Origin of the sequence: Clostridium celatum DSM 1785 (genome assembly GCF_000320405.1) — a bacterium.
GTDB lineage: Bacteria > Bacillota > Clostridia > Clostridiales > Clostridiaceae > Clostridium > Clostridium celatum.
The window spans coordinates 1-19783 of the sequence record NZ_KB291609.1 but is presented as its reverse complement, the minus strand read 5'-3'; the positions used below and the strand labels follow the sequence as shown (position 1 = coordinate 19783).

16 protein-coding genes and 1 pseudogene are annotated in these 19783 nt (G+C 28.4%); 13 read left to right on the top strand and 4 right to left on the bottom strand.

What is annotated here, in order from left to right; all coding sequences use genetic code 11:
* The first annotated feature begins 48 nt into the window (after positions 1-48).
* The 11 genes and pseudogenes from HMPREF0216_RS02230 (at position 49) to HMPREF0216_RS02185 (ending at position 12379) form a co-directional block, all read left to right on the top strand.
* A complete protein-coding gene (locus HMPREF0216_RS02230; RefSeq protein WP_051040651.1) occupies positions 49-822 on the top strand; it encodes a YdcF family protein in 774 nt (257 codons plus the stop codon).
* A gap of 100 nt (positions 823-922) precedes the next feature.
* Positions 923-1810 (top strand): ABC transporter ATP-binding protein, encoded by an 888-nt coding sequence (locus HMPREF0216_RS02225; protein ID WP_040418596.1) that lies wholly within the window; start codon positions 923-925, stop codon positions 1808-1810.
* A gap of 1 nt (position 1811) precedes the next feature.
* The gene (locus tag HMPREF0216_RS02220; RefSeq protein ID WP_005210643.1) at positions 1812-2624 is read left to right on the top strand and encodes an ABC transporter permease subunit; all 813 of its coding nucleotides are present in this window, start codon (positions 1812-1814) and stop codon (positions 2622-2624) included.
* A gap of 182 nt (positions 2625-2806) precedes the next feature.
* Positions 2807-3664 carry a nitroreductase family protein gene (locus tag HMPREF0216_RS02215; RefSeq protein WP_040418594.1) on the top strand — a complete coding sequence of 286 codons (858 nt, stop codon included), beginning with the start codon at positions 2807-2809 and terminating at the stop codon, positions 3662-3664.
* 197 nt (positions 3665-3861) lie between these two features.
* Positions 3862-4191 carry a DUF4259 domain-containing protein gene (locus HMPREF0216_RS02210; protein ID WP_005210641.1) on the top strand — a complete coding sequence of 110 codons (330 nt, stop codon included), beginning with the start codon at positions 3862-3864 and terminating at the stop codon, positions 4189-4191.
* Between the two features lie 157 nt (positions 4192-4348).
* A complete protein-coding gene (locus HMPREF0216_RS02205) occupies positions 4349-5044 on the top strand; it encodes a hypothetical protein (RefSeq protein ID WP_005210640.1) in 696 nt (231 codons plus the stop codon).
* 22 nt (positions 5045-5066) lie between these two features.
* Positions 5067-9761 (top strand): endo-alpha-N-acetylgalactosaminidase family protein, encoded by a 4695-nt coding sequence (locus HMPREF0216_RS02200; RefSeq protein WP_005210639.1) that lies wholly within the window; start codon positions 5067-5069, stop codon positions 9759-9761.
* Positions 9715-9837, top strand: a pseudogene (locus HMPREF0216_RS17580) (hypothetical protein); the annotation flags it as partial. The gene HMPREF0216_RS02200 and the pseudogene HMPREF0216_RS17580, both read left to right, overlap by 47 nt.
* 87 nt (positions 9838-9924) lie before the next feature.
* Positions 9925-10764: an LPXTG cell wall anchor domain-containing protein gene (locus HMPREF0216_RS02195; protein WP_005210637.1), complete on the top strand. Its 840-nt coding sequence runs from the start codon at positions 9925-9927 to the stop codon at positions 10762-10764.
* A 532-nt stretch (positions 10765-11296) separates the two neighbouring features.
* On the top strand, positions 11297-11737 hold the full coding sequence (locus HMPREF0216_RS02190; protein WP_005210632.1) for a GNAT family N-acetyltransferase: 441 nt from the start codon (positions 11297-11299) through the stop codon (positions 11735-11737).
* A gap of 30 nt (positions 11738-11767) precedes the next feature.
* On the top strand, positions 11768-12379 hold the full coding sequence (locus HMPREF0216_RS02185) for a DUF975 family protein (protein WP_005210630.1): 612 nt from the start codon (positions 11768-11770) through the stop codon (positions 12377-12379).
* Positions 12380-12499: 120 nt separating this feature from the next.
* On the opposite strand, the gene HMPREF0216_RS02180 is transcribed toward HMPREF0216_RS02185, so the two are convergent.
* The 4 genes from HMPREF0216_RS02180 to HMPREF0216_RS02165 form a co-directional block, all read right to left on the bottom strand.
* Positions 12500-13135 carry an ABC-2 transporter permease gene (locus tag HMPREF0216_RS02180; protein ID WP_005210628.1) on the bottom strand — a complete coding sequence of 212 codons (636 nt, stop codon included), beginning with the start codon at positions 13133-13135 and terminating at the stop codon, positions 12500-12502.
* The gene (locus HMPREF0216_RS02175; protein ID WP_005210627.1) at positions 13135-13989 is read right to left on the bottom strand and encodes an ABC transporter ATP-binding protein; all 855 of its coding nucleotides are present in this window, start codon (positions 13987-13989) and stop codon (positions 13135-13137) included. Before HMPREF0216_RS02175 ends, HMPREF0216_RS02180 begins: the two co-directional genes overlap by 1 nt.
* A 2-nt stretch (positions 13990-13991) precedes the next feature.
* A complete protein-coding gene (locus HMPREF0216_RS02170; RefSeq protein WP_040418592.1) occupies positions 13992-14366 on the bottom strand; it encodes a GntR family transcriptional regulator in 375 nt (124 codons plus the stop codon).
* A 183-nt stretch (positions 14367-14549) separates the two neighbouring features.
* Complete coding sequence (locus tag HMPREF0216_RS02165; RefSeq protein WP_005210622.1) at positions 14550-15416, bottom strand: S66 family peptidase; 867 nt, start codon at positions 15414-15416, stop codon at positions 14550-14552.
* A gap of 173 nt (positions 15417-15589) precedes the next feature.
* Here HMPREF0216_RS02165 and HMPREF0216_RS02160 point away from each other — a divergent pair, with 173 nt between their 5' ends.
* Entirely contained in the window at positions 15590-16285 is a 696-nt protein-coding gene (locus tag HMPREF0216_RS02160; protein WP_147576213.1) for an MgtC/SapB family protein, read from the top strand.
* A 275-nt stretch (positions 16286-16560) separates the two neighbouring features.
* The coding region (locus HMPREF0216_RS02155) for an alpha-L-fucosidase (protein WP_005210615.1) at positions 16561-19783 on the top strand (3223 nt) is incomplete at its 3' end.

Genomic DNA, 19783 nt, shown 5'->3' with positions numbered 1-19783 from the left:
TATAATTAAAGTAAATTAAAAAAGGTATTTATGTAAGGGGGAGTAGTGTTGAGTAATAAAGAAAAGATTATATATAAGTCATTTATAGCAATAGGTGTAGTATTAATGCTCTATTATTTAATATTAAAGATTTCGTTTGGATTTATTGCATTTTCAAGTATGTTTTGTATGTTAGGAATAGCACTTTTTATGTATGGGTTAATAGAGATAAAATTTGAAATTAATATCTGGGGAAAAATTCCTAGAATATTAAGACGAGTAATTACTATATTTTTTACAATAGCAGTAATAATTTTTATAACTATCGAAGGAATAATAATTTATAATGGGCATCATTATGATATGGGGAAGCCACAGTATTTAGTTGTTTTAGGTGCTGGACTTAGAGGGAGTGAAATTAGTACATCTTTACTCTATAGATTGGAAACAGCATTAGAATTTAATGAGATTTATCCAGATGTAAAAATAATTGTATCAGGTGGACAAGGAGAAGGTGAAGATATTACTGAAGCTTCTGCAATGAGAAATTTTCTAGTGTCAAATGGAGTAGATGAAAATCTAATTATAATGGAAGATAAGTCTAGAAATACTTATGAAAACTTTTTATTTACTAAGGAATTACTTGAAAAGCAAACAGGAAAAGAGGAATTTAAAATAACCGTTATATCTAATAATTTTCATATGTATAGGGCTAAATACTTAGCCAATGAGGTTGGGTTCGATACTTTAGGTTATCCAGCACCGGCCCATAAAAGTTCAACTTTGGTATTTTATGTGAGAGAATTCTTTGGTGTTATAAAAGCGTATGTTTTTAAGCAATAAAGTTTATAAGTGGTTTGGTAAAATCACATAAAAAGTTGTTAGAGCAGGTGCTAATTTTATAAGAAGTAAAGATCATATAAGTAAAAATAGGGGGATGGTTATGTATATTATTGAAACTAATAATCTAACAAAATCTTATGGCAAAAGTAGAGGAATAATAGATGTAAATCTAAAGGTAAAAGAAGGAGAAATATTTGGGTTTGTAGGACCTAATGGTGCAGGGAAATCCACCACTATTAGAACGCTTTTAAATTTTATATTTCCAACTTCTGGTTCAGCAAAAATGTTAGGAAAAGACATAGTTAAAGAAAGTAATGAAATAAAAAAATATATTGGATATGTACCAAGTGAAGTTAGATTTTATGATGAAATTAAGGTAAAAGATATAATAAAATATTCTTCAAGCTTTTATAGTGGAGTTATTCAAGAAGAAGTAGATAATTTATATAGATTATTAGATGTTGATATTAATAAGAAAATGTCAGAGCTTTCTTTAGGAAATAAAAAGAAGGTTGCTATAGTACAGGCTTTAATACATAAGCCTAAGTTACTTATTTTAGATGAGCCTACTAATGGGTTAGATCCATTAATTCAAAAGAAGTTATTTGAATTATTAGAAGAGGAAAGAAAAAAAGGAACTACAGTTTTTTTATCATCTCATAATTTAGTTGAAGTAGAAAATTTGTGTGATAGAGTTGCTGTTATTAAAGATGGAAAAATTATTGATACTGTTGTTATAGAAAAGCTTGCAAAAAAATCAGCTTTAAAAATAGTAGTAAAATCAAATGAATTAAATGAATATAAAATAAAAGAAATAGGAGGACAATCAATTCACCGAGAAAATGATGAAATTATATTTAATTATAATAAAGGAATTGATTCTTTAATTAAGGAGTTTTCAAAATATAAAATAAATAAATTATTAATTAGTGAGCAAACGCTTGAAGATACATTTATGAATTATTACGAAAGCAAGGAGGGAAAATAATATGAATATGTTTAAATTTGAGTTTAAGAGATTATTAAAAGGTTCAATTATTTGGTCTTTAGTATGTAGTGCTTTAATTGTAATGTTTATGTTATTTTTCCCAAGTATGAAAGAGATGGGAATGCAAGAATTAGTGGGATCAAAGCTAGAGGTACTTCCAGAAGCTTTTCTAGAAGCATTTAATATAAGTGGAGCTACTGATTTTAGTAATATTAGTGATTTTTCAGCCTATGTTCTTCAATATATAATTATGGCTGGAGGAATATATGCAGCTATACTTGGTGTTTCAGCCTTAGTTAAAGAAGAAAGTGAAGGAACTATTGAATTTTTATATTCTAAGCCAGTTACTAGGAATAAGATAATTACAGCGAAGGTTTTAGCTAATGCAGTTATATTTTATATATTTTTAATTATATTAGGGGCTATAACTATGGCTGTTTCTGCAGTAGTTAAGCCAGAAGATATAGAAATGATTGATATGTTTATGGATATTAAAACTCTTTATATAGGTATGGCTCTTATAGGATATATTTTTATGGCAATTGGATTTTTAATATCAGTATTTATTAAGTCATCAAAGAAAGCAATTCCAATAGCTTTAGGTGTATTTTTTGCTAGTTATATCTTAGGTATTTTTTCTAAACTACAAGACAGATTAAGTGGATTTATTTATTTCTCACCTTTTGATTATGCACCACCATCTGAAATTATTAAAAATGGCTTTGAAACTAAATTTATAGTTATTGGATTATGTATAATCTTTATTTCTATAACTATAACTTATATTATGTATAATAAAAAGGATTTTAATTAGTTATAATATTAATAGTAAAGTCGGCTTATGCCGACTTTAAAAAACTTAAAAATAAATATGACTGGCTTAAATATAAAATATTATTAATTTTACATTTTTATTATGTAAACTAAAAATCTTTGAATATATATGGATTTATAGTAAAATAATAGTTAATGTATAAAAGAAATGAGGAGAGAATTATGGTTAATGATTTTATATTTAATGAATCTATAGATGAAATTATAAAAAAGAGAAAATCTATTAGAACATATACAAATGAAGAAGTTTCACAAGAAATTATAAAGAATTTAAATACATATATTAAAAATTTAAAGAGTCCATTTAATGAAAGTGTAACTTTTGAAATTATAGACTCTAAGGAACATATAAATGGATCAAAGATAGGTACATATGGAATTATAAAAGGTGCCACTAAGTTTATAGTTGTTAAGGTTAAAAAGAGTGAATTTTCATTACAAGATTTAGGTTATAAGATGGAGTCATTAATACTTTATGCAACGTCTTTAGGATTAGGAACATGTTGGATTGGTGGGACATTTAAGAAGGGGCAATTTGCAAAAGCTATAGATTTAAAAGGTGATGAAATTTTACCAATAGTTTTACCTATAGGATATGAAGCATCAAAGAAAAGTTTAGTTGATAGAACAATGAGAAAGTTTACGAAATGTGATTTTAGAAAACCATGGAATGAACTATTCTTTTTACGTGATTTTTCATTACCTTTAACTACATATTCAACTGTAGGAGAATATAAAAATGTTTTTGAAAATGTAAGATTGGCACCATCGGCATTAAATAAGCAACCCTGGAGAATCATAAAAAATGGTGATAATTTTCATTTCTTTATAAAAAAAGATAAAGAACCTTCTGAAAAAATAAATTATGATATTCAAAAAATTGATATGGGAATTGCTATGTGTCACTTTGATTTAAGTTGTAAAGAAAAAGGAATAAATGGAGGTTTTAAATTCGAAAAGCCTATTATAGATGATATTCCTAAGAATACTAAGTATATGGTTAGTTGGATTAGAGAATAAATATAAATTTAATATAGTTAATTTATGGAAGATAGTTAATAATCAAATCTTATGTTTTTGATTATTAACTATCTTTTTTTATAAAAAGTTTAGACTAAATAAATATCTAGAATAAATTCAGAGAGAAGGGAGTATTTAATAGTATAATTAAATATTTATTATAGTATAAAAATATTTTATGTAAGGAGATAAATATAATGGGAATATGGGGATTAGATATTTATGATGATGATTTGGCTATGGATATAAAGAGAGAGTTCGAAGAGTACTTAGAACAAGGAATGGATGAGAATGAGGCTTTGGAAGAGGTAATTTTTAATAATGATAGTTTGTTAGAAGAGGTTGAAGAGTGTGGAACATTTATATTAGTTTTAGGAGTGTTATTAAAAGAAAATCAAATTACTAATTCTAAAATAGATAAATTGTTAAGGGAATTGAAAAATAACAAGGAGTATTGGAATTATGTTAGGGATAATTCCAATGATTTATATGAATCAAGAATGGACTTATTAAAAGAGCTTATATAATATATATCAACAAAATAAATTTCAATATCTTGTTACTTTTGAACAATTTAACAAGATATAGATGAAAATCGACAAGATACTTACGAAAACGTAAACATAAATTATCTATAATTAAACTATGGAAAATTAAAAATATACAAAAGGGAGATAAATTATAATGGCAAAAAGAAAATTTCAAAAAAGAATGGCATATGCACTATTATCAGCTTTTATAGTTAATGGTGTTAGTTCTGGAATTGAACCAATAGTACATGCGGCAGTAATTCAGCAACAATATACTAAAGATTTTGAGGAAAGCATTGATGGATTTGAGAAAGTATATGGTGGTGGAATTGTAAGTCATGTAGACGGAGGACTTAATATTGAAGCTGCAAATTGGCCAGATGAAGGAAATTATACTTTAGTAGTAGATAATAATTCACCAGAATTAAAAGATGGTGTAATTGAAGTTGATATGAAGGTCAAAAGTGATGCTGGAAGATTAGGAATTGTTTTTAGATATGTTGATGAAAATAATTATAATATGATTGGTTATGATGTTTCTGGAAATTGGGTTTTAAAGAATATAAAGGATGGAAATGATGTTCAAACTACAATTGTTTCACAAGGGTTATCACTACAAAATGGAACAACTTATAAAGTTAAAGTTGCTTATACAGGAAGCGAAGTACAATTATATGTAGATGATAATTTACTTTATTCAGGAGAAAGTTTAACAACTGATACGGAAGGTAAAGTTGGATTTAGAAATTGGGGATATACAGGAAATTATTCTCATGTAAATTATGATAATTTACAATATTATACTCAAAGTGGACCAGATTTTGTTGGTGAAGAATATATAATTAACTAAGGATGGTTATTTAGAAACAGCTATGACTTTAAATAATTCTGCAGGACGTTCAGCTATATTATTTAGATATGAAAGTCCAAGTAGTTTTGCTGGTATAGCATATGATACAAATGGAGCTTGGGTTTGGTTAAGTGAAGGTTCATATGGTACATTGCCTTTTACAAAAGTATTAGAACCAGGAACAGAATATAAAATTAATATTAAATATGTTGGTACTCATATTACTATTGTTATAGATGACGAGGTAATGTATCAAGGAGAAATATCAGGAATTAAAACTACAGCAGGTAGAATCGGTACAAGAAACTGGGGATGGACAGGTAATTACGGTAGTAGTACATTTGACTATTTTAAAAATGGAAAATTTAGTTCAGTTACCTTAGATTCAGATTATAAGTATGTATTATATAATGAAGCAGGAACTTATGATATTCCTATAACATTAACAGGAGATAATACTCTTTCTAAATTAACTGTTGGAGGAAATACTCTTGTAGAGGGAGAAGATTATATACTTACTGATAATATTTTAGTTATTAAAAAAGAGTATATAGAGAAAGTGAAAGAAGGTGGAACTACAAATATAAATATTATATTTGAAGATGGATATTTAACTACATTTAAGTTGCAAGTTCAATTACCACCTGATGAAGCTGCAAGCTATATTAGAGATTTTTCTACAGATGGAATAGGTGGATTATCAGTTATTAAGGGCAGTGGAAGTGCTGAATTACAAGAAGATAAATTATTATTCAAATCAGATGGTAATTCAATTTTAATAGATGAAAATTCTCCAGAATTATTTAATAGTTCAGTAGAATTTGTAGTGGATCCATTAACTGATGCTGCTAACATTGGAGCTATAGTAAGATATTCAGAAGATGATAATTCTTGGACTTATATTGGACAAGATGGTTCAGGCAATCAATATGGTTCATACTGGTATGTAGAAAATAGTAATGGGCAAAGAAGAGCTTTAGTACAAGATACTGCAAGAATTTATGCTAACAGAGTTAAACCATATAAAATAAAAGTTAAAGTTGTAGAAAATGCTGTTTCTATATACTTAGACGGTGCAGAAATATATAACGGTGTTGTACCTGAATTAACAAGTAAAAAAGGTAAAGCTGGTATAAGATTAGGTGGAAATAACTCTGGTAAATATCAATATTTATCAGTTGAATCTGAAGAAGTATTATCAACTAATGTAAATGAAGTTACTGAGAAAGAAATTTCATCAAATGACTTAACTGTAAAGATGGATGCTAGTTTCCCAAGAGTAATTGACTATACATTAAATGATAAGAAGTTATATGGTCAAGAAAAACCAATTTACTATATAAGTATAAATAATAAAAATTATGTACCTAAAGTAACTTCAGAATTTAATGGTAATGAAGCTGTATATCATTTATATGTAGAAGAATTAGGGGTAACTTTAGATACAAGATTTACTGTAGAAAATAATGTATTAACCATGAATATTGAAAATGTTGATGAAAGTATAACTAGAGTAGATACAATAAACTTCCCAAATCATAGCTTAGTATCTGTTAGAAGCAATCAAACTAATGCAGAATTTAATGGGGCTGATTATGAAAATGATGATGTTAAGATAAACTTAACTTCTAAGAGAGAAGATACAACTTATAGTAATACCAATATAGCAATATTAAGCTGTGATGACTTGGCTGCAAGTATAACAAGTAATTCAATTAAGCTTAGAGATCAAATAAATTATCAAACAGTTTCTGTTGATGATTATTATTCTACTGGTTTATGGCCAAATGAATATTTATATCGTGGAATAGATGGAGAACTTATAAATGAACCATATGCAAAAGTTACAATAACTGACGATAGAAATAAAGATAATTCTGTTGATTATCAAGATGGAGCTATTGCTTTAAGGGATGATATTCAAGAAAATAGATTGGGATCAGAGCTTGTAAATCAAACTTATAGTTCAGTTGCTATGAATGTTGGAAGTACTGCGCACTATCCTTTCTTAAGAATATTAGATAATATTAAAAAGTTTAATTTAGCAACTGATGGATTTGGACAAACTATTATTATTAAAGGATATCAATCAGAAGGTCATGATAGTAGTCATCCGGACTTTGCTAATATAAGTAATAGACTTGGTGGAGAAGAGGCTTTTAGAATATTACTAGAAGAATCAGATAAATATAATGCAAATATAGGTGTTCATATAAACCATACAGAAGCATACCCAGAAGCACCACAATATGGTTCAAATATAGTATCAACTGTTGGTGGATGGTCATGGTATGATGACTCTAAGCAAATAATTAGAGAAAATGATATTATGAATGAAGAAAGTGGTATGGGAGCAAGACTTGAAGAGTTAATTGAAAAAGCACCAGGTTTAGATATGATATATGTTGATGTATATATGGATACTAGATGGCCAGCTTACAAGTTAACTTCTAAATTAAATGATTTAGGAATTGCAGTTGCATCTGAATATGCAAAACAATTAGGAACTACAAGTGTATGGGCTCATCATGCTTATAATGGTGGATATGGTACAAGTAGTGAACTTGCTAGATTTGTAAATCATCAAGAACAAGATGTATTTGGTGGAACTAATTTATTTAGAGGAAATTCAAGACAAGGAATTAATGGATGGCAAGGTGAAAGTAACTTAAATACAACTGTAAGTAACTTCTTTACAAGTCAATTACCATTTAAATATTTAATGAACTTCCCAATAAGCATATGGGAAGATAACCAAATAACATTTGGTGAAAATAATGAAGTTGTTTCTAAAATGGACAATGGAGTAAATGTTATAACTCAAGATGGTAAGGAAGTAGCTCGTGGAAATAAAATATTTATACCATGGACTATAGATAATGAGGAAAAGATTTATCATTGGAATGATAGTAATTCTTCAACAACTTGGGATTTACCAAATTCATGGGCAGGTTTAGAAACTGTTTACCTATATGAATTAAGCGATGAAGGTAAGATTAATGAAACTGTTGTTAATGTAGTTAATAATAAGGTAACATTAGAAGTTAAAAAGAATGCTGGATATGTTGTTTATAAGGGTGAAAAAGCACAAGAAAAGATGGAATGGAGTACAGGAAGTCTTGTAAAAGATATGGGATTTGATAGCCATTCATTTGAATATTGGAATAAATCTTCAAATGGAAAATCTACTGATCATATAGAAGTAGTTAATAATTCTAAGGGAAATACTCATATTAAGGTTAGTGGTACTGATGATGCTTTAATATCTCAAACAATAACTGGATTAGAACCAGGACAAACTTATTCAGCATCAGCTTGGTTTGAAGTTAGTGATGGTAGAAGAGGTACTTTAAGTATATTAACTAGTGATGGTAAAGAAGTTTCTGAATATATAGATCGTTGTAATGTTAAGTACGGACATACTCATTCTGATAAGACAAATAGTTACTATCAAAGAGTTAGAGTTAACTTTACAGTACCAGAAGATTCTACTACAGCTACAATTCAGTTGAAAGCAGCTGAAGGAGCAGCAGGTTCATTTGTAAATATGGATGATGTTTTAGTTATGAAGATAGGAGTATCAGATAAGCAAGGACACGATTTCTTTGAGGATTATGAAAATGTTGATTTTGGATATGGTCCATTTATATCAACAAGTTCAGATCACTCTCACTTATCAGAAACTAATGCACCATATACTAATGATACCATTGAAGGTAGATACTCATTAAAGATTAGAAATGGTAACTATATGAGAACTATTCCAAGTACTATGAGATTAAAACCAAATACAACTTATAGAGTTGGATTTGATTATATTTCTTATGCAGAGCAAGGATTTATTGCAGCTATTAAGTCAGATAAAGCATCAGAAGCTGGAGATACAGCAAATGCAGTATTAAAGACAGCTGATTTAAATACTGGAACAAATCAAGCAGTATTAGAATTTACTACTGGAAACTATGATGATTATTATTTAGATTTAACAAAGCAAAATAATAATAATCTAATAGTAGATAATGTTTTTGTAGATGAAATAGTTAATATTTCTATAGATACATTAGTTGAATTAGTTAATGAATTAAAGGCTTTAGATGAGTCAGCATATACAACAGAAAGTTTAAATTCTTTAAAAGATAAAATTAAAGATGCTGAAACAGTAATAAATAAAGCTAATGCAACTGAAGATGAAGTGAAAAATGCATACAATGAATTAACTAAGGCAAAAGAAGCGTTAGTTAGATATGCAACAGTAGCGGAAGTTAATGATTTAAAAGCGACTATTGAAGAAATGAAAGCTATCAATAGCAATGATTATAAGCAAAATGATAAGTGGACAGTATTCCAAGAAAAAATAGTAGAGGCAGAAAAGTTAGTTAAGGAAAATAAGATAACAGTTATTCAAATAACTAGCATAAAGAGTGAGTTATATAAAGCTAAGAGTGAATTAACTAAGGTTGATAGTGCAGATAAAGCTAATATAGAAGCATTATTATTAGAAGCACAATCAGCTAAGGAAGAAGATTATGCTCAAAACACAGCTTGGCAAGATTTCAAGCAAGATATAACTGAAGCAGTTGCTATTATAGCAAATGAATCTGCAACTCAAGAAGAAGTAGATTATCGTTATAACAAGTTAAAGGAATCTTATGATAGTATAGTTCCTACTAATAAAACCTTCATTAAGCACTTTAGTAGAACAAGCCGATGGATATAAGGCTTCTGATTATACTGAAGGAAGCTATAATAATTTAGTTGAAGCTAAAAATGCTGCCACTAGTATTTTAGAAAATGATTCTGCTACAAGAATAGAGTTTGTAGAAGCTCAAAAGAACTTAGAAACTGCAATTGAGCTATTAGAAAAATCAGAAGTTCCACCAGTGGAAGATGTATTTAATACTCACTTAGAAATAACAGTAGAAGAAGCTTTAAAAGTAACAGAAGCTGAACTAGATAAGGTTGTTCCAGTAGTTGCAGAAGAATTTAGAGCAGCACTTGCAGAAGCACAAGCTGTATTAGCAAATGAAAATGCAACACAATCAGAAGTAGATGCATCATTTGAAAGATTAAGCAGTGCAATGCAATTATTATCTTTCAATAAGGGTGATAAGGCTAACTTAGTAAGCTTAGTAGAAAGAATAGAAGCTTTAGATTCAAATAAATATATAGCAACAACTTGGGATAAATTAGCTGTAGTTCTAGAAGCGTCAAGAGGAGTAGTAGCAGATGAAAATGCATTAGAAGCAGAAGTTTCAGAAAGCTATACTACATTACTAAGAGCATTCTTAGAATTAAGATTAAAACCAAGCAAGGATGCATTAGAAGGTTTAATAAATAAAGCACAAGGCTTAGATAGCAGTAAGTATACAGCAGCAAGCTTTAGAGCAGTTGAAGAAGCATTAGGTGCAGCAAATGAAGTATTTGCAAATGAAGATGCAACAGCAAGCGAAATAGCAAGGGCTGAAGAAAGCTTAAGAAATGCTATAAACGGATTACAAGCAAGTATAGGAACTGGAAATAATAATTCAAACAATAGTGGAAATTCTGGTTCAAATAGTATAACAGAAAATAATAATACAGCAGGAAATTCAGGAAGCACTGGAAGTACATCAAATAGTGGAAAATTACCACAAACAGGTGGAACACCAGCAGTAGCAGGAGGATTATTTGGAACTATATTAGCTGGAGTAGGTGCTATATTCTCTAGAAAGAGAAAATAACAGTTTAATAATAGTTATAAGATTAAAACTAAATAATTAAAAATAAGGGAATTGAAAAATATAAATTATTTTTCAATTCTCTATTTTTTATATGAAATAATAGCATAAAAATAAAATAAATAGTATTTTATTGAATAGCCTGGTTAAAATAACTATAGAAAAATTGATATGGAGGTTGTAACTATGGCTTTTGAAAAACTTGAGAAAAAAATTAATCAAATTAATAAAAAGATTAAGCAAGGAAGATTATCTCAAGAAATAGCAGATGAAATAAGCAATGTTATTAATTAGGTTGAAGAGCTAGGAGGCGACGCAAAAGAAAAATTTAAAAGTGGTATAAATAATATGAAAAATGCATTAAAGAAAATGAAATAAAATATTAAATAAAAATGCAAGATACCTAATTTGTTAGTATCTTGTATTTTTTATTTATCGTATACAGAAACATTAACAATATTTAGCAGAGTATGTTAATATATAAATATATTTATTAAATTACAGAAAAAATTCTACTAGATAGGAGGAGATTAAAATGATAGTAAGAAAAGCTAATATAAATGACGTTAATAAAATAGCAGAATATAATTATAATCTTGCATTTGAAACAGAAGATAAAAAACTTAATATGGAGGTTTTAACAAAAGGGGTAACAGCTTTATTAAAAGATGAAAATAAAGGTGTTTATCATGTATGTGAAATAGATGGAAATATAGTTGGACAAATTATGTATACATTTGAATGGAGTGATTGGAGAAATGGAACATTTTTATGGATTCAAAGTGTGTATGTAGATAAAAACTATAGAGGTAAAGGCGTTTTTAAAACATTATATAATCATATAAAAAACATATGTGATAAAGATAAAAATATTTGTGGAATAAGATTATATGTAGAAAGAGAAAATTATGTTGCACAAAAAACATATAAAAGCTTAGGTATGGAAGAATGTAATTATTACATGTATGAATATTAAAAGTAAAGAGATAGGAGGAGTTAATTATATATGATTGATAGAGGTGAAATTAAATATAATTCAAGAGAGCAGTTAAGAGGGAATTGGGGAATTGCGATAGCTGCAACATTTCTTGTATCTTTTTTATTAGGCTTGCAATTTAATTACAGATCTAATGATGTATTAAATTTCGGGTTTATTAGTTTTTCTATTAATATAGTATCGTTGTTATTTACAGGAGTATTAACAACAGGGTTATGTAGATTTTTATTAAATATAGTTACCAAGGTTAAAAGACCAGGTTTCGAAGATTTATTTTACTATTTTAAAATTTATGTTAAAACATTAGGCTTAAATTTAATAATAACTATAGCTGTGGGAATTGGAACTATGTTATTTGTAATTCCAGGAATAATTATAGCACTTACATTTTCTCAAGCCTTTTATATTTTAGCAAAGAATCCTGAGAAATCTATTGGTGAAGTACTTGGTCAAAGTGCAAGTATGATGAATGGATATAAAATGGATTTATTTATGTTAGAGTTATCTTTTATTGGATGGTGGTTTGTAGGAATTATAACTTTAGGAATAGGATTATTATGGGTTGCTCCATATGTAAAAGTTGCAGAAACAAATTTCCATTTACAAATAGCTAATAGATAAAAAATTATAGAAATTAAATAATATTAAAAAGGGTTAGGATTCAAACTTACTAGTTTTAATCCTAACTCTTTTATAAAAAGTTACTTTTTATTCATAGCGTTGCTTTATTTAAATTTCTAATTATGAAATTTCTTTTTTAGCAAATTTATTACAAGTAAAGAAATAAGATGCTAATAATAAAGTTATAGAAATTAATATACCTAAAATACTTAAAGTTGTAGTATTAAGAGATAAATTAATATTTGGAAGATACTCTAAAAGTGGAGCGGAAAAACAAACTGGAGCAATAGCTATAAAAACAAGTACAAATCTTCCTTTTTCAAAGCCTAATAAAAGTGTTGCTGGCATTAAGACAGATGTGAAAAATATTCCAATAGCAAGAGTGATTAATGGCACAGCATATATAGGCATAGAATTAACAAAATCATTATAACCTAATATTTTTACAATAGTGTTTAAAATAGTAGAAATTAAAATTGCAATTAATGTATTTAATAATCCATAAATATATTTAGAAAAAATGTATTGGTTAATTCTAATAGGTAAGGAATATATTAAATAATTCATTTTGCTTTTTTCTTCATAAAAAATAACTGAATAACAAGCTATCATTAAGTACATAGCACCAGCAAAAACAATCATTGTTGGTTGTACAGCAGCAAAAAATATGCCAAGCCCTACAATAATAAAAAGATTCTTTTTTAGTGCAAATAATGAATTATATTGAAGTTTAATTAGATTTACTAAAGTATTCATTATGAATCCCTCCTAGTATAATATAATAAAATATCTTCTAGAGTACATTTTTCATAGACTGCTTCATCACCAAAAAGTTCATAAGCTTTATTTTTATCAGAAATTAATCCTTCAAATCCAAATGCATATTCTTTTAAAGAAATAAACTCTTTTTTTATAGAATTATCTACTAATTCTTTTTTACTTTTAACTATAACATGATTATTTAATATACTATCTTTCTCATCTACAAGAAGGATTTTACCATTATAAATCATTATTATATAATCAGCAGATTTATCTAAGTCTGTAGTTATATGAGTAGAGTAGAATACAGTCATATTATCCATATCTATATGCTCTTGCATCAGTTCTAAAAACTCATTTCTTATAATTGGATCTAAGCTTGAAGTAGGTTCGTCCATTATTAATAGTTTCGGATGATGTGATAAAGCCATTATAAGTTCAAATTGCTTTTTTTGTCCCTTAGATAAAGATTTATACTCTTTATCTTCATTTATTTTAAATTTGTTTATATATTTTTTATATAAATCTTCATCCCAATTAGAATAAAACTTAGAGATTATTTTATGAAGGCTAGATATCTTACTTTCTTCTAAAAATCCAGACTCATCACCAACATAAGCAATATATTCCTTTGTTTTAGTATCTTTATTAATATCAGAATTAAGTATTTTTATTTCACCAGAATCAAGTTTAGTCATTCCTAGTAATGATTTAATTGTAGTAGTTTTACCAGAACCGTTAGGACCAATAAATCCAGTAATATATCCTTCGGGAATATCTAGTTTATCAATAGTTAAAGAAAAGTTTTTATAAGTTTTTTGTAAATTTCTGATTTCAATTACATTCATAGTTATACCTCCTCATATAGACTTTTAAAGATTTCAACACATTCGTCTAAAGTTAAGCCAAGTGATTTGGCTGATATTATTACAGCTTCAAGTTTGTCTTCCATCTCGGCCATAGCAGCTTCTCTTAATCTTTCAGAATTAGAACCTGAAACAAAAGTACCCTTACCTACAACAGTTTCAATAAAACCTTCTTTTTCAAGCTCTTCATAAGCTCTTTTAGAAGTTATGATACTTACTTTTAGTTCTTTTGCTAAGGATCTTATTGAGGGAAGTGGATCTCCAGGCTTTAAGTTACCATTCAATATTTGATTTTTAATTTGAGTTTCTATTTGTTCATAAAGCGCCACTGGGGATGAATTGCTAATTAATATATCCAAGTGTTCACCTCCGTACTTTAGTGTATATATTTAATATATACACATACTAACACTATTATGAATAACGGTCAATAGTATTGTAAAATAAATTAAATAAAAATGGTCGGTAATACCGACCATTTTTATTTAAAAGTGTCTTTATACTTCTATATAAAGACAACTACGTTTTTTATTAAAATTATATTAGCGTTTAGATAATGAAATATTTTTTCCAATAATTATACATTTAGAATTAGGACCATGACCAATTTCTTCTGTTTTAGCTATAGGTAAATTAGAATTATTTATTACTTTTACTACTAATTCCTCAATAGTAGGAGAAATATTATTTTCTTGCATTTTACTAAATGTACCTAAAATAATTCCATTAATCTTATTAAAAACACCCATTTGTTTAAGTTGATTTAAAAATGTTGATATAAGTGCAGCTTCGCCTCCCATGCTTTCTAAAAATAGAATTTTATCAGTAAAATCTGGCATGTATTTTGTTCCAGCAAGCTTTAAAAAACAACGAATATTACCACCAATAACAGTTCCTTCTATTTTTTCTCCTTGAATAAATTTATAAGAAAAATTAAATAAGTCATTTTTATTATCAAATAAACTATTTATAATATTAGTCTTCTGATTTTCACTATCTGAATATATAAGGTTTCTTATTTGATAAAGATAGGGATGAATATTACTTTGTGAATAAATAGCATTTAATACTGTAGTCAAATCGCTATATCCAAAGAATGGTTTTGGATTTTTTTTGATAAAGTCATAATCTAAATACTCTAAAACTTCATTAGCAAGGTCACCACCAGAAATATCAAATATAGCTTTTATTTCAGTATTTTTATATAAATCCATAAAGGCTTTTGCTTTATTTTCAGAATCTCCATTAAATGGTGAATTAACTTCAAATATGTAGTTACTACAGATAGGATTTAAACCAATAGTTTTTAAAGTATCTAAGAGATTTTCAATCTTGAGCTTATTAGATAATGGTTGCCCATTTGAACACGCAATTATAGCAACTTTATCATCTTTACTTAATATAGGCATAATATTTCCTCCCAATATATACAATTTAATTTATATAATAGTATCATTGAGCGTTATAAACTTCAATAAAGTAAATTATAAAAATAGGAATTTAAATATAATATATAACTTTAAAAAATGAGGAAATACCCACTATTAAATTTAATATTATTAAGTAGGGGGTGTTTTATTTCTTGTATGGTATTATGGAATATTTAGAAGAATTAAATTATGTATCTATATTTCTTAGGTTAACTATGGCTGTATTTTTTGGAGGAATAATAGGGTATGGACGGGAAAGAGAAGGAAGACCAGCAGGGCTTAGAACACATATACTTGTATCTATAGGAGCAACACTTGCAATGATAACTAATATTTATATATGTCAAGTATATGATTCAGCTAGTGATCCTACTAGACTTGGAGCACAAGTTATAAGTGGTATTGGATTTTTGGGAGCTGGCACTATTATAGTTACAGGAAAAAATAAAGTTAGAGGGTTAACTACAGCAGCTGGATTATGGGCTTCAGCTTGTATGGGTTTAGCTTTAGGGGCAGGATTTTACTTTGGGGCTATTATAGGTTGTGTATTAATATTTGCAGTAACTGTTGTCTTAGCTAAGTTAGACAAAAAAATAAATAATAAATCAAGAAATATAACATTATATATTTTGCTTGAATCTCACCTTGAAGTAGCTAAATTATTAACTTATATACAAAGTAATAATATAAGAATTAGTGATATTGAAATAAGTAATAATAATGTAACATCAAATGAATTAATAGGATTACTTTTAGGACTTAAGATATCAAGAGAAATATGTCATAACGATTTCATAAATACAATAAGAAAAAGAGATGGTGTAATATTTCTTCAAGAGATAAATTAAAACTTAAAACATATGTGGTTTAGAAGAATTAAATCGCATATGTTTTTATAGATTAAATTTTATTTAAGTGTGAAAAAAAGAAAATAGCTACTTATGTAGTAATAATAATACAAAAAGTAAAATAATTATATATTTTTTAAAATATTGGTAAAATTGATTGAAAATATTTACATGGTGGTATAATATAAGATATGTAAAGGTTTATATTAGAATTGATAAAGTGTATTGATCTTAATATAAATGAATCTATGGATATATTTTAAGGGGGAAATTTTATGAGAAGTGTAAAAAAAATAGTAGCAGCAGTAGTTATTGCAGGTGTTGCTTGTCAAATTTTACCTGTAGAAGCTATTGCAGCTCAACTTAACACAGTTGCACCACCAGAAGCATTTGGAGCGCTGCCAAATGATTCTCAAGTTCAGTATCACGAAGAGGAATTAGCAGCTTTTATTCATTTTGGTATGAATACATTTACTAATAGTGAATGGGGAAATGGAAGAGAAAATCCAAATAGCTTTAATCCAACTGATTTAAATACAGATGAGTGGGTAAGAGTATTAAAAGAAGCTGGATTTAAACGTGTAATTTTAGTTGGAAAGCACCATGATGGTTTCTGCTTATGGCCAAGTAAAGTTACAGAACATGATGTTGAAAGTAGTACAGATTGGCAAGCATCGCAAGGAGGAAATGGAGATGTATTAGCTGCCCTTTCAGAATCTTGTACTAAATATGATATGGATATGGGAATATATCTTTCACCATGGGATGCAAATGCTGAATCTTATGGATATGGTACTGGAACAGATGATGCAACTGATACAAATGGTGATTACAATGAATACTATATGACTCAATTAAGAGAAATATTAGGCAATCCTAAATATGGTAATAATGGTAAGTTTGTTGAAGTGTGGATGGATGGAGCTAAAGGTAGTGGTGCAGCAGCTCAACAATATAAATTTGATGATTGGTTTAATTTGATAGAAGAATTACAACCAGGTGCATTAGTATTTAGTCCATATGGAACAGGAATAAGATGGATAGGAAATGAATCAGGAAGAGCAGGAGATCCAGCTTGGTCTAAAGTTAATCTGAAGCGTATAAGAGATAGATATGATGCAGGTTATGGAGATGAACAAGCATATCTTAATAATGGTGATCCAGAAGGTGATATATGGAGTGTTGGAGAATGTGATGTATCTTTAACAAGCGGATGGTTCTGGCATAATGGAAATGGTCCAAAGAGTATGGAACAATTAACAAATATCTACTTTAGTTCAGTAGGACGAGGACAACCATTATTGTTAAATGTTGCTCCAGATAATACTGGGAACTTTACAGCAGAAGATATTGAAAGACTTCAAGAATTTGCAGCAGCTATTAATAATTCTTTTGATGAAAATTTAGCAGGTCAATCTACAGTAACTGCTGAAGCATCTGAAATCAGAGGTAATAGCAATGATTATAGCCCTGCAAATGTATTGGATGATGATGATGATAGTTATTGGACAATGGATGATGGACAAACTACAGGTAGTTTAACAATAAATTTAGGAGAAGAAAAGGTATTTGATATAGTATCTATTGAAGAATATATAAAACTAGGCCAAAGAATTTCAGAATTCTCTGTTGAAGTATCTTCTGATGGACAAAATTGGAAGAAATTTGGAGAAGGATATACTATAGGTGCAAAAAGATTAGTTAGAGGTACACCAGTAACTGCATCTCAAATTAGAATAAATATAGAAGGTTCATTAGCAGTTCCGTTAATAGAAAATGTTGAGGTTTATAAGGCAGATGAAGCATTTGAAATGGAATCAATAGTACCATTAGGTACAGAATTCATTGACAATGTACAGTTTGATAATAAGGATGCTTGGACTCAAGAAAGTATTGGAATAAATAGCACTGGTATGTATACATCAAGTGCTGGGGTTCATTCAAGCTTTACATTTACCGGAACAAAAGCTTGGGTTATAGGAACTCTTGACCCAAATCATGGAATAATGGAAGTTTGGATTGATGGAGAGAAGGTTGATGAAGTAGATACTTATAAAGCAACTAGATCTATATCACAAATATTATATACAACTGATGACTTAGCTTATGGAGAACACACAGTTAAAATAGTTGTTAAGGGAGAAAAGAATGCAGCAGCTAGAGGACAAGCTATAGGATTAGATGGAGCTTATTATTTAAATAACAATGGAGCTGGTATGTTTGAAATAGAAAACACTAGTTACAATGTTAATGAAGGAGATTCTATTGATGTAACAATAAAAAGAGTTGGAGGAAGTACAGGAGAAGCAACGGTGCATTTTTCAACATCTCCAGATAGTGCTGTTCATGGAAGACATTATCAAGATGTAAATACAATAGTAGAATTTGCTGATGGGCAAGATACAGCTACAGTATCTATTCCAACAATAGACAATACCGAAAAGTCAGGTAATTTAAAATTCTATTGTAATATAGATACACCAACAAATAGCTCGATAATAGGTTTTAATAAGAAAACAGAAGTTACAATTATAGATAATGACATGGAACAAGAAATAGACGAACCTTATACTGAAGAAAGACCATTTATTTTCCCTAATAAAGCTGATGAAGCTAAGGTGTTAGAAGCAGAGCATTTTACTCTTGAAGCAATAGAAGGAGATAAATATGTTAGAATAACAGAAGATTCACAGGCGAGCAATGGAAAAAAAGTAGGTTGGTTTGAACCAGGAAATAAAATAAAGGTTCCATTCTTCACAAAGAGAGCTGGTGTTTATACAGTAAATGTAACTTATCAATCAGGGCGTAGTGAAGGAAATTTAAATAAGCTTAATTGGAGTGGAACTAATGTTGTTGAAGGAAGTGTATCAGTACCAGGAACAGGTAATCAACAACCAATTCCATTTATTAATACAAGCTTTGATATAGAAATAACAGAAGCTGGTGCAGGGGAATTAATTTTTACAGCAGATTCACAAGCATCACCAAATATAGATTTCTTTGAAATAGTACCTAAAGAATTAGAAGCAGGTCCACATGGAGAAGAAAATCCAATTATTTTATCAGACGATGAAGTAATCATAGAAGCAGAAACGTTAGAATTAGATGGTCAAGGTGGAGAAATAGAAAGTAAAGATGGCGCTAGTGAAGGTAAACTTGTAGGATGGTTAGGTAAAACAACTAGAGGTAATGCGTGGTTAAATATGTGGCTAAACTCTGATAAATCAGCTGAATATGATATAGAAGTAAAATATTTTGCAGGGGCAAACAATGTTTTATACTATGAAAACATTGATGGATCAGTATCAGGAAGTATAGAGTGTCCTACAACAAGTCCTAATTTCTCTACAGTAAAATTTAGAGTTTCACTTAATGAAGGATTGGATAGGATAAAATTCTTTAATAATGATGCATCAACAGTAAATATAGATACAATAAAGATAACAAAGGTAGAAGAAGAGGTTATTGAAGAACAAACAGGAATTAATATGACTGTAG

Coding starts and splice junctions, on each gene's coding strand:
- HMPREF0216_RS02225 (WP_040418596.1), top strand. CDS start 923: ATGTATATTATTGAAACTAATAATCTAACAAAATCTTATGGCAAAAGT.
- HMPREF0216_RS02220 (WP_005210643.1), top strand. CDS start 1,812: ATGAATATGTTTAAATTTGAGTTTAAGAGATTATTAAAAGGTTCAATT.
- HMPREF0216_RS02215 (WP_040418594.1), top strand. CDS start 2,807: ATGGTTAATGATTTTATATTTAATGAATCTATAGATGAAATTATAAAA.
- HMPREF0216_RS02210 (WP_005210641.1), top strand. CDS start 3,862: ATGGGAATATGGGGATTAGATATTTATGATGATGATTTGGCTATGGAT.
- HMPREF0216_RS02205 (WP_005210640.1), top strand. CDS start 4,349: ATGGCAAAAAGAAAATTTCAAAAAAGAATGGCATATGCACTATTATCA.
- HMPREF0216_RS02200 (WP_005210639.1), top strand. CDS start 5,067: ATGACTTTAAATAATTCTGCAGGACGTTCAGCTATATTATTTAGATAT.
- HMPREF0216_RS02190 (WP_005210632.1), top strand. CDS start 11,297: ATGATAGTAAGAAAAGCTAATATAAATGACGTTAATAAAATAGCAGAA.
- HMPREF0216_RS02185 (WP_005210630.1), top strand. CDS start 11,768: ATGATTGATAGAGGTGAAATTAAATATAATTCAAGAGAGCAGTTAAGA.
- HMPREF0216_RS02180 (WP_005210628.1), bottom strand. CDS start 13,135: ATGAATACTTTAGTAAATCTAATTAAACTTCAATATAATTCATTATTT.
- HMPREF0216_RS02175 (WP_005210627.1), bottom strand. CDS start 13,989: ATGAATGTAATTGAAATCAGAAATTTACAAAAAACTTATAAAAACTTT.
- HMPREF0216_RS02165 (WP_005210622.1), bottom strand. CDS start 15,416: ATGCCTATATTAAGTAAAGATGATAAAGTTGCTATAATTGCGTGTTCA.